Origin of the sequence: Sphingomonas taxi, assembly GCF_000764535.1 — a bacterium.
Classification (GTDB): domain Bacteria; phylum Pseudomonadota; class Alphaproteobacteria; order Sphingomonadales; family Sphingomonadaceae; genus Sphingomonas; species Sphingomonas taxi.
This window is the reverse complement of the sequence record NZ_CP009571.1, coordinates 2297636-2310342: the sequence shown is the minus strand read 5'-3', so window position 1 is coordinate 2310342 and position 12707 is coordinate 2297636. Positions and strand designations below refer to the sequence as shown.

Below are 12707 nucleotides of genomic sequence, written 5' to 3'. Positions count from 1 at the left end.
GTCAGACGCCCATGGCCCCGCGCGGGTTCCGTGCATCGTTCCAACCGGCGACGAACTGTTGCAAGGCTGCATCATCCGCGGGCACGTCGATCATCAGCGTGACGAGCTGGTCGCCACGCGTACCATCCTTCTTGTGGAAGCCCTTGCCCTTCAGGCGCAGCGTCTTACCCGAACTGGTCCCCTTCGGGATCGTCAGCATCACCGGCTTGTCGACCGTCGGCGCGCGCACCGAGCCGCCCGCCACCGCTTCCTTGAGCGTGAGCGGCAGGTCGAGCCGGACGTCGTCGCCATCGCGGGTGAAGAAGCGGTGCGGCTGCACCTCGATCGAGACGATCGCATCGCCCGCGCCGCCGGGACCCGGCTCGCCCTTGCCGGCGAGCTTCATCTGCGTGCCGCTTTCGACGCCAGCGGGCAGCTTGAGGTCGATCGTCTTGCCGTCACCGAGCGTCACGCGCTGCGGCGCCAGCGTCGCTGCGTCGACGAAGGGCACCTGCAGCCGATAGGTGATGTTGGCGCCCTTGGGCTGCGGGCGCCGGCCGAAGCCGCTGGCGAAGCCGCCGCCGCCGCGCGTCTGGCCGCCGCCGAACAGGCCTTCGAAGATGTCGCTCATATCGGCGTCGCCGCCGGTGCCGAATTCATAGCCGGCGCTGCTGAACCCGCCGGGGCCGCCGCGTGCGGTGCCGGGCCGGGCGCCGCCATAGCCGAAGGGCGCGGCGGGATTGCCGTCGCCGTCGATCTCCCCGCGGTCGAAGCGGGCGCGCTTGTCCTTGTCGCTCAGCAGGTCGTAGGCATTGGTGACCTGGCTGAACCGCTCCGACGCCTTGGGATTGTCCTTGTTGCGGTCGGGATGCAGTTCCTTGGCAAGCTTGCGATACGCTTTCTTGATGTCCGCCTCGGACGCGCCGCGGGCGACGCCCAAGGTTTGATATGGATCGGCCATTGGTTCCCCATTGGTGTATTACGGACCTATGTGGGGGAGGGCGGCGCGCAACGCAATCACTCGCTGCATCGTTGGTGGAATCGCGCGTGATGATCGACGGTGGCTTTGCGGACGCGACGGCTTCGCGTCTTCGCGTCTTCGCGTGAACCCCGACCCATCCGCAAAGCAAAAGGACCGGCCGCACGGGGCGACCGGTCCTTCCTGCTTCAGCGCGCCGGCGTGGGTGCCGGGGCCGGTGCCGCGGCCGGAGCATTGGCCGCGGGCGGCGGCGGCGGCACGGCGCTACCGTTGGCGGGCGGCGGCGGGGGCGGCGGTGCGTCGCGACCGGCGCCCGGGGGCGGCGGGGGCGGCGGGGGCGGCGGCGTTCCGGCGGGACCGGCACCCGGCGGGGGCGGCGGCGGGCCGTCGGGGCGACCTGCGCCCGGCCCACCCGGGCCGCCGGGGCCACCCGGACCATGCGGACCGGGCCGCGGACCGACTTCGCTCACCTGACCCGAGGGGCCGACGAGGAAGTGCGCGCGCAACTGCCCCTCGTCATAGCGGCCCTGCACCAGCACCGCATTGCCGCGGGTGACGTTGGCGGTACCGTCGCGGCCCGCGTCAATCATCGCCCGGCCGCTGCCGTCCTGCACCACGAACCGGTCGCCGAACACCTCCGCGACACGGCCCTTCACCGTGACGATGCCGCCGCTGCTCGCCAGCTTGGCGATCGGCGTTGCGACCGTCGGGGCCATCTCGATGCTCGGGCGGGTGAGGGCGACTGCGCCCGCGCCGCCGGCGGCGCCGACCGCGACCAGCGCGGCTGCACCGAGTGCCAGGCGCTGGCGGGTGCCGATATGTAGTCTTGCCATCGATCGTCTCCTTCGTTTGTCGATGACCGGCTTCTAGGGTGATTCGTCCGACCCCCGCTGAACCGGGCGGTTCAGTTTCGGTTTAGTGGGGGAGGATAGGGCCACATCATGCGCATCTTGCTTGTCGAAGACGATTCCGACCTGGGCCCGGCGATCGCGCGCGCGCTGCGCGCCGAGCATTTCGCGGTCGACCTCGTCGCCCACGGCATCGACGCCGGCCATCTCGGCGAGACCGAAAGCTACGACGCCGCGGTGCTCGACCTCGGGCTGACCGGCAAGGACGGCATCGCCGTGCTGCGCGACTGGCGCGCGGCGGGGCGCGCGCTGCCGGTGCTGATCCTCACCGCGCGCGACGGCTGGTCGGACAAGGTGGCGGGCTTCAAGGCGGGCGCCGACGATTATCTGGTCAAGCCGTTCCGCGTCGAGGAACTGGTGATGCGGCTGCGCGCGCTGGTCCGCCGCGCCGCCGGCCATGCGCAGCCGGTGCTCGCCTGCGGGCGGCTGTCGTTCGATACGCAGATCGGCCATTTCGAGCTCGACGGCCTGCCGCTCAAGCTCACCGCGTTCGAATGGCGCGTGCTGTCGGCGCTGATGCTGCGGCGCGAGGCGGTGATCGAGCGGCTCGACCTGCTCGAACGTGTCTACGAAGGCGATGCCGATGTCGATTCGAACAGCCTCGAGGTGATCGTCGGCCGGCTGCGCCGCAAGATCGGCGCCGAGATGATCGAGACGATCCGCGGCCGCGGCTATCGCCTGACCTGCGGCGAGGGCTGAGACGATGCCCAGATCGATTCAGGGCCGCATGTTGCTGCTGTCGGCGGTGGCGATCCTCGCCGCGCTCGGCATCGCCGGCTGGGCGATCGGCGGCGTGCTCGAACGCGTCGTCACCGAGGGGATCGACCGCCGGCTCGATGCCGAGATCGCTTTGCTCGCCAGCACGGTCGATCGCGACGGCCGCGTCGATCGCGCGCAGCTGACCGCGCGGGCGGGGGCGCTGGAGGCGGGGCGCGGCTGGCATTGGCGGATCGAGGGGCCGGACGGCGCGATCGGCTCGACCGATACGCCGCGGCTGCATGGCGGGCCGGGGCCGGGCGACGGTCCGCTGCCGGGACCACCGGGGCCGCCGATGCTGCGCGACGAAGCCGATGCGCCGCAGGTGCTCGAAGGCGAGGATCGGGCCGGGCGCAGCGTCCATGCCCGTAGGCTGGTGATGCAGACCGGGCGCGGCGACGTATCGCTGCTCGCGGTCGCGCCGCGCGCCGTGATCGCACGGCCGTTGCGCGACGCACTGGTGCCGCTGCTCGCCGCGCTGGCAATCCTCGCCGGTCTCCTCGCGGTCGCGACGATCGTGCAGTTGCGGCTCGGCTTGCGTCCGCTCGCCCGGATGCGCGCGCAGGTCGCCGCGATCCGCGACGGCACGCGGACCGAGGTCGACGAGGACCAGCCGGTCGAGTTGCGCGGCCTCGCGACGGAACTCAACGCGCTCGCCGCCGATCGCGCCGCGGCGCTCGCCACCGCGCGCCAGTCCGCCGCCAATCTCGCCCATGCGCTCAAGACGCCGGTGGCGACGCTCGCGCTCGCGCTGCGCGACGATCCGGCCGCCGCGGCGCAGGTCGCGCGGATCGACGCCACGATCCGCCACCATCTGTCGCGTGCGCGCGCTGGCACCGGCGATACGCGCGCCAGCACCCGCGTCGCGCCGGCGGTCGCCGATCTCGCGGTGGCGATCGGCCGGCTCCACGCCGCGCGCGGCATCGCGGTGACGCATGCGGTCGCGGGCGATCCGGCCGCGGCGATGGATGCGCAGGATTTCGACGAACTGCTTGGCAACCTCCTCGATAATGCCGCGCGCCATGCCCGCGCGGAGGTGAGGGTCGAAGTGCGCGCGCAGTCCAGCGATGCGCGTCGTCTCGACCTGATCGTCGCCGACGACGGCCCCGGCATCCCCGCCGCCGAGCGCACCCGCGTCACCGAGCCGGGTGTGCGGCTCGACGAGCGTGGCGAGGGCCATGGCTTCGGCCTCGCCATCGTCCGCGAGCTCGCCGAACTGCACGGCGGCCGGCTGACGCTCGCCGAGCGCGACGGCGGCGGGCTGGAGGCACGCGTCAGCCTGCCCGCAAGGCACCAAACGGGCGCCGAAGCGTAACGCCTCCGTCCCCCACGCGAGGTCTCCATGTCTTCTGCCCTGTTCCAGCCGATCACCATCGGCAGCACAACCCTGTCCAACCGCATCGTCATCGCGCCGATGTGCCAATATTCCGCCGAGAACGGTCGGATGACCGACTGGCATCTGATCCACCTCGGCCATCTCGCTTTGTCCGGCGCCGGCCTGCTGACGATCGAGGCGACCGCGGTCGTCCCCGAGGGGCGGATCACCTATGGCGACGTCGGCCTGTGGGACGATGCGACCGAGGCGGCGATGGCCCGCGTGCTCGAATCGATCCGCCGCCATTCGGATATGCCGATCGCGATCCAGCTCGCCCATGCCGGCCGCAAGGCATCGACCGACCTGCCATGGAAGGGCGGCAAGCAGATCGCGCGCGACCACGCCGACGGCTGGCAGACGGTCGCACCGTCGCCGCTGCCCTTCGCCGAGGGCGAGAATCCGCCGACCGAACTGACCGAGGACGATCTTAAGCGGCTCGTCGACGCCTTCGCCGAATCGGCCCGCCGCGCCGCGCGGCTCGGCATCGACGCGGTGCAGCTCCATGGCGCGCACGGCTATCTGCTGCATCAGTTTCTCTCGCCGCTCTCCAACCGGCGCACCGACGATTATGGCGGCAGCCTCGATAACCGCATGCGCTTCCCGCTCGAAGTCCATGACGCCGTCCGCGCCGCTTTCCCCGCCGACAAGCCGGTGACGATGCGCGTCTCGGGCAGCGACTGGGTCGCGGGCGGCTGGGATGCCGAGCAGACCGTCGCTTTCGCCCGTGCGCTCGAGGCGCGCGGCTGCGCGGCGATCCACGTGTCGAGCGGCGGGCTCGACCCGCGCCAGCAGATTCCGACCGGCCCGAGCTATCAGGTGCCGCTCGCCCGCGCGGTCAAACAGGGCTGCGGCCTGCCGGTGGTCGCGGTCGGGCTCATCACCGATTACGAACAGGCGGAGGCGATCGTCGGCACCGGCGACGCCGATATGATCGCGCTCGCCCGCACCATCCTCTACGATCCGCGCTGGCCGTGGCATGCCGCCGCGCATCTCGGCGCGCACGTCAAGGCGCCCGACCAGTATCTGCGCTCGCAGCCGCGCCAGTATCGCGATCTGTTCGACATGGATTGAGCCCGCGCGCGGCTTTTGTCAGACTAGACGAAAGCCGCGCTTCGGTGGATGGAGCGCGCGACCCCAAGTGGAGAGGAATTGCGCGATGACCGATCACAATGTCCGTACCGTCCTGCCGGTGCAGGCGATCCTCGGCGAGGGCCCGGTCTGGGTGGCGCGCGAGCAGGCTTTGTGGTTCGTCGACATCAAGAGCCGCCACATCCACCGGTTCGACCCGGCGACGGGCGAGGCGCGGCGCTGGGATGCGCCCGATCAGGTCGGCTGGATGCTGCCGAGCGCCGACGGCGGGATGATCGCCGGCCTGCGCACCGGGCTGCACCGCTTCGATCCGGCGGACGGCAGCTTCACCTTCCTCGCCCGGCCGGAGGGCGATCCCGCCGGCAACCGGCTCAACGACGCCGCGACCGACGGCGCGGGGCGCATCTGGTTCGGCACGATGGACGATGCCGAGACCGACATGAGCGGCCGCGTCTACCGCCATGCTGCCGGCATCGTCACCGACAGCGGCCTCGCACCGGTGTGCATCACCAACGGCCCGGCGATCGCCGGCGACGGCACGACGCTCTACCACACCGACACGATCGGCAAGACGATCTGGCGCGCGACGATCGGTGCCGACGGCACGCTCGGCGCGGCCACGCCGTTCGTGACGATCGAGGAAGGCGCCGGCCATCCCGACGGTTCGGTGGTCGATGCCGAGGGGTGTCTCTGGGTCGCGCTATGGGGCGGCTGGGGCGTGCGGCGCTACGACCCGTCGGGCAAACTGATCGGCACGGTCAGATTGCCGGCATCGAACATCACCAAGATCGCCTTCGGCGGCCCCGATCTGCGCACCGCTTATGCGACGAGTGCGCGCAAGGGGCTCGACGAAGCGGCGCTGGCGGATCAGCCCGAGGCGGGCAATCTGTTCGCCTTCGATCCCGGCGTCGCGGGCGTGCCGGTGACGCCGGTCGCGCTGTAGGGCTACCCGTTCCGGGCGCGTCCAAGCGTCCGCCGGGTTCCTATCGGAGTGTTCCTGCGAACGCAGGAACCCAGGGCCAAGCAGAGCAACGGCTGACGGTGTGCGGAATCCTGGGCTCCTGCTTTCGCAGGAGCACGGGTGAGGGTTGCAGATGCCGCGGCTCTTTCTGGCGGTACGTCGGGGCGAGGGGAACGGCATGGGCCTCCAGCCGTACCCCAGCAGCCCGGTGGACCCCGGAACAAGTCCGGGGTGACGGGTGGGTGGGGAACGGGTGCAGCCCTACGCTACCGCCGATCCTCCCCCGCCTAAGCGAGGGAGGAGTCGGTCCGCCTTTACCGCGGGCTCGCCTCGCGCTTGCCGTCGAGGCGACGGGCGATACCCCAGCCATTGTCGTCGTGCAGCGCCTCGGGCAGCAGCGCCGGCGCGAGGTTCTGGAAGCAGACCGGACGCAGGAAGCGCGCGATCGCGAGCGTGCCGACCGACGTCGTCCGCCCGTCGCTCGTCGCCGGGAAGGGACCGCCGTGGACCATCGCCGGCGCCACCTCGACACCCGTCGGCCAGCCGTTCGCCAGGATGCGGCCGACGCGGCGCGCGATCACCGGCACCAGCTTCGCCGCCTCCGCCTCGTCGGCGGGATCGACCTGCAGCGTCGCGGTGAGCTGGCCTTCCAGCTTGGCGATCACCAAGGCGATCTCGGGAAGGTCGCGGCAGCGTACCAGCATCGACGACGAGCCGAACACCTCGTGCGAGAGCTTGACGTCGGCGAGGAACTGGTCGGCGGTCGTCTCGAAGAAGGCGCCGACCGCCTGGTTGACGCCCTCGCCGGACTTGCCGCGCGCGACGGTGCGCACCGCCTCATGGCCGGCGAGCGCCGCGACGCCCTGCTCGAAGCTGGCGTGGATACCGGGCGACAGCATCGTCGCCGGCGCGCTGTCGGTCAGGGCCGAACCCGCTGCCTCGACGAACGCGTCGAGATCGGGGCCGTCGACCGCCAGCACGAGGCCGGGGTTGGTGCAGAACTGGCCGGCGCCCATCGTCAGCGACCCGACGAACTCCTTGGCCAGCGCCGCCCCGCGTGCGGCGAGCGCGGCGGGGAAGAGGACGACCGGGTTGATGCTCGACATTTCGGCATAGACCGGGATCGGCTCATCGCGCTTGGCGGCGATGCGGACGAGGGCGAGGCCGCCGCCGCGCGAACCGGTGAAGCCCACCGCCTGGATGCGCGGATCGGCGACCAGCGCGCCGCCCAGCTCGTTGGTCTCGCCGGGCAGATAGGAGAAGACGCCTGCGGGCAGGCCGGCGTCCGCGACGGCCTTCTGGATCGCGCGCGCGACCAGCTCGCCGGTGCCGGGATGCGAGGGATGACCCTTCACCACCACCGGACAGCCGGCGGCGAGCGCCGAGGCGGTGTCGCCGCCCGCCACCGAGAACGCGAGCGGGAAGTTGGACGCGCCGAATACCGCGACCGGGCCGATCGCCAGATTGACGCGGCGCAGGTCGGGGCGCGGCAGCGGCGCGCGGTCGGGCAGCGCAGGGTCGATCGTCGCGTCGAGGAAGTCGCCCTGGCGCACGACGCCGGCGAACAGCTTGAGCTGGCCGACGGTGCGGCCGCGCTCGCCCTCGAGGCGGGCGCGCGGCAGGCCGCTCTCCGCCATCGCGCGCTCGATCAGTTCGTCGCCGATGTCGAGGATGTTCTGCGCGATGCCCTCGAGGAACGCGGCACGCGATTCGAGGTCGGTCGCGGCATAGGTCGCGAACGCGTCTTCGGCGAGCGTGCAGGCCTCGGCCACCGCATCGGCATTCGCCGACGAGAAGTCCGGGGTCAGCGTCTCGCCGCTTGCCGGATTCACCGCGGTGAACCGGTTCGCGGCCTGGCGTGCTTCGCCACCGATCAGCAGGGCGCCGTCGATCATGGAAATACCTCTCTCGGAAATTGTCAGAGTTATTCTAGGGACCCGATCGCTCCGCGACAATGGTGCACGTCGCGCCGGTCGCGCACCTGCGACGCAAGAGACGATAAGGCGCGGTCAGCGATCGGCGACGAACGTCACGTCATCCTCGGTGTTGTGCGGGTCGAGGTCCCAGTCCGCGGCGACCTCCTCGACCGCGCGGCGCGCGATTGCATCGAGCTCCTCGGGGCAGAAGGCCTGGACGTCCCAATTGTGGCCGGACGCGCCGTCCCAGGGATCGGCGAGCGTCGGCAGCATGAACTCGATCCTCGCGCCTTCGCTGTCGAGCGACAGGCGGAGCGCCGCCTGGTTGAGTTCGTCGCGCAGCGCCGACGCGCCGAGCACCGGCCGGCTCATCGCGACGCCCCCTGCGACACTGACGCGGGCGGGAGAGAATAAGGAACCGCCATGACCATCTCCTTCGAGTCCGCAGCAAGCGCAGCGCGACCGGGATCGTTCCCGATCCGCGTCGTCCTTGCAACGTCGATGTCACATACCGCGCAAGGTGGCCGGTACACCGCTCTGAATAAGCGAGGTTTGTCATTCTCCTCGGCGCCGGAAACCGCCAAGGGGGCGCGATGCGTCTTCTGCTTTCCACCGCCGTCCTGTTCGCCTCGGCGATCGCCGTCCCTGCGCTGGCGCAGGCCGATCCCGACGTCGCGCCCGATATCGTCGTCACCGGCCGCGGCCTGCCCGATTCGCCCGGCGAGCGCGCCTTCGACATCGTCACAATCGATCGCGACCGGCTTCAGGCCAATGCCAGCGCGCGGCTGGAAAGCGTGCTCGCCGATGTCGCCGGCTTGCAGCAGTTCCGCCGGTCCGACAGTCGCACCGCTAATCCCACCAGCCAGGGCATCACCCTGCGCGGGATCGGCGGCAATGCCTCCAGCCGTGCGCTGCTGATCCTCGACGGCGTGCCGCAGGCCGATCCGTTCGGCGGCTGGGTCGCATTTCCGGCCTATGCCACGGGGCGGCTGGGGCAGGTGCGGGTGACGCGCGGCGGCGGCAGCGGCTATTTCGGCCCCGGTGCGCTCGCCGGCACCGTCCAGCTCGACAGCGCCACCCCCGACCAGCTCGCGCCGCTCGACGCCAGCCTGTTCTACGGCAGCCGCGATTCGATCGAGGCGCAGGGCGCCGCGGCGCTGGTCCGCGACGGCGGCTTCGCGACGCTGTCGGGGGCTTATGCGCGCGGCGACGGCTTCGTGCCGACGGTCGCATCGAGCCGCGGCCCGGTCGACCGCGCCGCGCCCTACGAACAGGCATCGGGGGCGCTGCGTACCGTCGTGACCGTCGCGCCGTCGACCGAGGTGCAGGCCAACGTCAGCGCCTTCACCGACCGGCGCGACCGCGGCACGGCGTTCACCGCGAACCGGTCGGACGGCGCCGACGCCAGCCTGCGCCTCGTCGGCCGCGGCGCCTGGGGCTGGTCGGCGCTCGCCTATCTGCAGACCCGTGCCTTCGCCTCCAGCTTCGCCAGCATCAACGCGGCGCGGACGACCGTCAGCCAGTCGCTGAACCAATATAACACGCCCGCCACCGGGCTCGGCGCGCGGCTGGAGGTGCAGCCGCCGGTCGGCGAGGCGATCGACCTGCGGCTCGGCGCCGACATCCGCGACGTCTCCGGCAAGACGCAGGAACTGTTCACCTTCGTCAACGCCAGCCCGACCCGCCGCCGCGAGGCGGGCGGATCGACCCGCACCCAGGGTCTGTTCGCCGACGGCAGCGTCGCGCTCGGCGACCTGACGCTGACCGGGGCGGGGCGTATCGATTGGTGGCGGATCGACGGCGGCTTTCTTCGCGAGCGCCCGCTCGCCGGCGGTGCGGCGCTGACCGACAATCGCTTCGCCGATCGCGACGGCAGTGAATTCACTGGCCGGCTCGGCGCCGCGTGGCGCGCCGCCGCGGCGGTGACGGTGCGCGCGGCGGCCTATCGTGGCTGGCGGCTGCCGACGCTCAACGAACTCTATCGCCCCTTCCGCGTCGGCAATGACGTCACCGCCGCCAATGCCGGCCTCTCGCCCGAGCGGCTGACGGGGATCGAGGGCGGCGTGACGCTGACGCCCTTCGCCGACGCCAGCCTCGCCGCGACGCTGTTCCACAACCAGCTCGACGATGCGATCGCCAACGTGACGCTCGCCGCGACGCCGACCAGCGCCATGCGTGTCCGCCGCAACCTCGACGCGATCCGCTCGACCGGCGTCGAGGTCGATGCGCGCTATGCGACCGGGCCGTTCACCGCGCTCGCCTCGTGGAGCCATGTCGACGCACGCGTCCGCGCCTCGGGCGCGGCGGTGGCGCTCGACGGTCTGCGTCCGGCGCAGACGCCCCGTGACGCGATATCCGGGACGCTCGGCTGGCGGCAGCGGCGTGCGGCCGTCTCGGCGACGCTGCGTCACGTCGCGCGCCAGTTCGACGACGACCAGAACAGTCGCAGCCTCGCCCCCGCGACGACGCTCGACGGCTATGCCGCGCTGCCGGTGACGCGCGTGCTGACGATCGAGGCGCGGGCCGAGAACGTCTTCGACGCGCGCGTCGAGGCGGGGATCAGCGGCGCCAATATCGTCGAGCGCGCGACCCCCCGGACGCTGTGGATCGGGGTGCGCGCGCGGCTCGATTGAACCGGCGTGGCTCGACGCCGGCAGCCGGGGCGATTACACGCCCCGGCGTGACCGCTCCCCTCCGCCTCCGCCTCGACCGCCATGCCCTCGCCGACAATTGGCGCGCGCTCGACCGGATGAGCGGCACGGCGGCGTGCGGCGCGGCAATCAAGGCGGACGGCTACGGCCTCGGCGCGAGCGAGGTCGCAGGGCAGCTCGCCGCCGCCGGCTGCCGCGACTTCTTCGTCGCGAGCTGGGCCGAGGCGGCGCGGCTGGCGCCGCTCGGCCTGCCTTTGTCGGTGCTGCACGGCGTCCGCGCCGAGGACATGCCGCTGGCGCGGCAGGGCATCGCGCGCCCGGTGCTCAACAGCGAGACGCAGGTCGCGCGCTGGCGCGCGGCGGGCGGCGGTGCCTGCGACGTGATGGTCGACACCGGGATCAACCGGCTCGGCGTCTCGCCGGCGGCGGTGCGCGACGGCCTGCTCGACGGGCTGACGATCGAGACGCTGATCAGCCATCTCGCCTGCGCCGACGAGGACAGCGCGATGAACGATCGCCAGCGCGCCGCCTTCGCGGCGCTGGCGGGGGTGACGGGCGCGCGCCGGATGAGCCTCGCCAATTCCGCCGGTATCGCGCTCGGGGCGGGGTACGCCTTCGATCTCACCCGCCCGGGAATCGCGCTGTACGGCGGCATCGTCCGGCCGGAATTCGCGGGCACGATCCGCCAGGTGGCGACGCCCGAGGCGCAGGTGCTGCAACGCCGCACCGTCCCCGCCGGCGAGACGGTCGGCTACAACGCCACCTGGACCGCGCCGCGTGTGACCGAAGTGGCGATCCTTAACCTCGGCTATGCCGACGGCTATGTCCGCGGCTTCTCCGACCGCGGCCGGGCGGGCGGGGGGGCGCTGCCGGTGATCGGGCGGGTCTCGATGGACCTGATGGCGATCGACGTCACCGCCGCGCCGAATCTGGCGGAGGGCGACTGGATCACGCTCGACTTCGCGCTGCCGGCGGCGGCGGCAGCGAGCGGGATGTCGCAATATGAGCTGCTGACGCTGCTGGGGCAGCGGTATGCGCGGCAATGGGGGTGATCAGGCCGTTTCGGGGCCGGTCCATACGTCGAACGGCCGCGCCCGGATCCATCGCGTCGCCAGCCATTTGACGCCGCTGCGGACGGGCTCGCCGGCGTGGCGGGCGGTGGCCAACGGCCGGCCCTGCGCGTCGACATTGTCGAAGATGATCGCATCGCCCGCCTTCGGGCGGATGGTCAGGCCGTGGTCGGGGAACGTCGTCTCGCCGCCGCCGAAGCCGTCGTTGAGATAGACGAGGACCGTCGCGACGCGCTGGTTGCGCACCTGGGGCAGGACGTCGGCGTGGAGGCGGAACTGCTGGCCGGGGCGATAGCGCAGGACGGTCAACGCCTCGCCCTGCGCCACCTGGGTGTCGCTGAGCGCGGCGATCCGGACGTTGATCGCACGGATGACCGGGTCCTCGCGCAGCGGGCTCAGCACGCCCGCATCCGAGGTGCGGATTGGATGGGGCACGTGGCGGCCGGTCCGCGGGTCGACGACGACGGCGGGAGCCAGCAGGTCGCTGGCGGCATTGGCAATATGCGTGCACTCGGCGACGCTCAGCGCACCGCGCACTCGTCGCACGCTGCGGTCGTCGGTCAGTGGTTCGACGAGGAGCGGCGTGGTCGGATGGCCGTCGCCGTCGATCGCCATCGCCGACAGCAGCCCGTGCAGGTAGCGCGCGTGCGGGTCGCCCGCCGCGTTGGCGGCCGCAAGCAGTCGCATCGCAGCGGGCCAATCGGCGGCCGCACCGGTGCCGTTCGCCGCAAGCGTGATCTCGACGAGCCGCGCCTCGCCATGACCGCAATCCGCGGCCTGCCGCAACGCAAGTCGGGCAGCGGCCAGGTCGCGGGGCAGGGGGTGGCCCTGAAGCTGCCACAGCGCCTGTTGGAAAAGCGCGCCGCCATGCCCCGCCGCCGCGAGCCTTGCAACGGTCGCGGTGGCGTCGGCGACGCGGCCGCTTCGCAGCATCGCGTCTACGGCGCCCATCGGGTCGTTCTGCATCGGTGGAGACTGGACGAAAAAAGGGCCGGTGGAAACCACCGGCCCTCGATTTTCACG

The 12707-nt window shown here is 71.9% G+C and carries 11 protein-coding genes; 6 read left to right on the top strand and 5 right to left on the bottom strand.

Features of this window, described 5'->3' with window-relative positions:
- Position 1 precedes the first annotated feature (1 nt).
- Positions 2 to 940, bottom strand: coding sequence for a DnaJ C-terminal domain-containing protein (locus MC45_RS10385; protein ID WP_038662712.1), 939 nt, complete (start codon positions 938 to 940; stop codon positions 2 to 4).
- Positions 941 to 1146: 206 nt separating this feature from the next.
- Complete coding sequence (locus MC45_RS10380; protein ID WP_038662709.1) at positions 1147 to 1791, bottom strand: hypothetical protein; 645 nt, start codon at positions 1789 to 1791, stop codon at positions 1147 to 1149.
- A gap of 108 nt (positions 1792 to 1899) precedes the next feature.
- Here MC45_RS10380 and MC45_RS10375 point away from each other — a divergent pair, with 108 nt between their 5' ends.
- From MC45_RS10375 to MC45_RS10360, 4 genes are all read left to right on the top strand, one after another.
- Positions 1900 to 2565, top strand: coding sequence for a response regulator (locus MC45_RS10375; protein WP_038662706.1), 666 nt, complete (start codon positions 1900 to 1902; stop codon positions 2563 to 2565).
- Between the two features lie 4 nt (positions 2566 to 2569).
- Complete coding sequence (locus MC45_RS10370) at positions 2570 to 3937, top strand: sensor histidine kinase (protein WP_038662703.1); 1368 nt, start codon at positions 2570 to 2572, stop codon at positions 3935 to 3937.
- Positions 3938 to 3964: 27 nt separating this feature from the next.
- On the top strand, positions 3965 to 5068 hold the full coding sequence (locus MC45_RS10365) for an NADH:flavin oxidoreductase/NADH oxidase (protein WP_038662700.1): 1104 nt from the start codon (positions 3965 to 3967) through the stop codon (positions 5066 to 5068).
- Positions 5069 to 5153: 85 nt separating this feature from the next.
- Complete coding sequence (locus MC45_RS10360) at positions 5154 to 6029, top strand: SMP-30/gluconolactonase/LRE family protein (protein ID WP_038662697.1); 876 nt, start codon at positions 5154 to 5156, stop codon at positions 6027 to 6029.
- A 332-nt stretch (positions 6030 to 6361) separates the two neighbouring features.
- On the opposite strand, the gene MC45_RS10355 is transcribed toward MC45_RS10360, so the two are convergent.
- Both MC45_RS10355 and MC45_RS10350 read right to left on the bottom strand, forming a co-directional pair.
- Complete coding sequence (locus tag MC45_RS10355; RefSeq protein WP_038662695.1) at positions 6362 to 7942, bottom strand: aldehyde dehydrogenase (NADP(+)); 1581 nt, start codon at positions 7940 to 7942, stop codon at positions 6362 to 6364.
- Between the two features lie 114 nt (positions 7943 to 8056).
- Positions 8057 to 8335 (bottom strand): hypothetical protein, encoded by a 279-nt coding sequence (locus MC45_RS10350; protein ID WP_038662692.1) that lies wholly within the window; start codon positions 8333 to 8335, stop codon positions 8057 to 8059.
- A gap of 221 nt (positions 8336 to 8556) precedes the next feature.
- On the opposite strand from MC45_RS10350, the gene MC45_RS10345 reads away from it, so the two are divergent.
- Together MC45_RS10345 and MC45_RS10340 are read left to right on the top strand one after the other, a co-directional pair.
- On the top strand, positions 8557 to 10596 hold the full coding sequence (locus tag MC45_RS10345; protein ID WP_038662690.1) for a TonB-dependent receptor: 2040 nt from the start codon (positions 8557 to 8559) through the stop codon (positions 10594 to 10596).
- A gap of 47 nt (positions 10597 to 10643) precedes the next feature.
- Entirely contained in the window at positions 10644 to 11666 is a 1023-nt protein-coding gene (locus MC45_RS10340) for an alanine racemase (protein ID WP_038662687.1), read from the top strand.
- On the opposite strand, the gene MC45_RS10335 is transcribed toward MC45_RS10340, so the two are convergent.
- Positions 11667 to 12635 (bottom strand): 2OG-Fe(II) oxygenase, encoded by a 969-nt coding sequence (locus tag MC45_RS10335; RefSeq protein WP_169742542.1) that lies wholly within the window; start codon positions 12633 to 12635, stop codon positions 11667 to 11669.
- Between the last annotated feature and the right edge of the window lie 72 nt (positions 12636 to 12707).

Coding starts and splice junctions, on each gene's coding strand:
- MC45_RS10385 (WP_038662712.1), bottom strand. CDS start 940: ATGGCCGATCCATATCAAACCTTGGGCGTCGCCCGCGGCGCGTCCGAG.
- MC45_RS10380 (WP_038662709.1), bottom strand. CDS start 1,791: ATGGCAAGACTACATATCGGCACCCGCCAGCGCCTGGCACTCGGTGCA.
- MC45_RS10375 (WP_038662706.1), top strand. CDS start 1,900: ATGCGCATCTTGCTTGTCGAAGACGATTCCGACCTGGGCCCGGCGATC.
- MC45_RS10370 (WP_038662703.1), top strand. CDS start 2,570: ATGCCCAGATCGATTCAGGGCCGCATGTTGCTGCTGTCGGCGGTGGCG.
- MC45_RS10365 (WP_038662700.1), top strand. CDS start 3,965: ATGTCTTCTGCCCTGTTCCAGCCGATCACCATCGGCAGCACAACCCTG.
- MC45_RS10360 (WP_038662697.1), top strand. CDS start 5,154: ATGACCGATCACAATGTCCGTACCGTCCTGCCGGTGCAGGCGATCCTC.
- MC45_RS10355 (WP_038662695.1), bottom strand. CDS start 7,942: ATGATCGACGGCGCCCTGCTGATCGGTGGCGAAGCACGCCAGGCCGCG.
- MC45_RS10350 (WP_038662692.1), bottom strand. CDS start 8,335: ATGAGCCGGCCGGTGCTCGGCGCGTCGGCGCTGCGCGACGAACTCAAC.
- MC45_RS10345 (WP_038662690.1), top strand. CDS start 8,557: ATGCGTCTTCTGCTTTCCACCGCCGTCCTGTTCGCCTCGGCGATCGCC.
- MC45_RS10335 (WP_169742542.1), bottom strand. CDS start 12,635: ATGGGCGCCGTAGACGCGATGCTGCGAAGCGGCCGCGTCGCCGACGCC.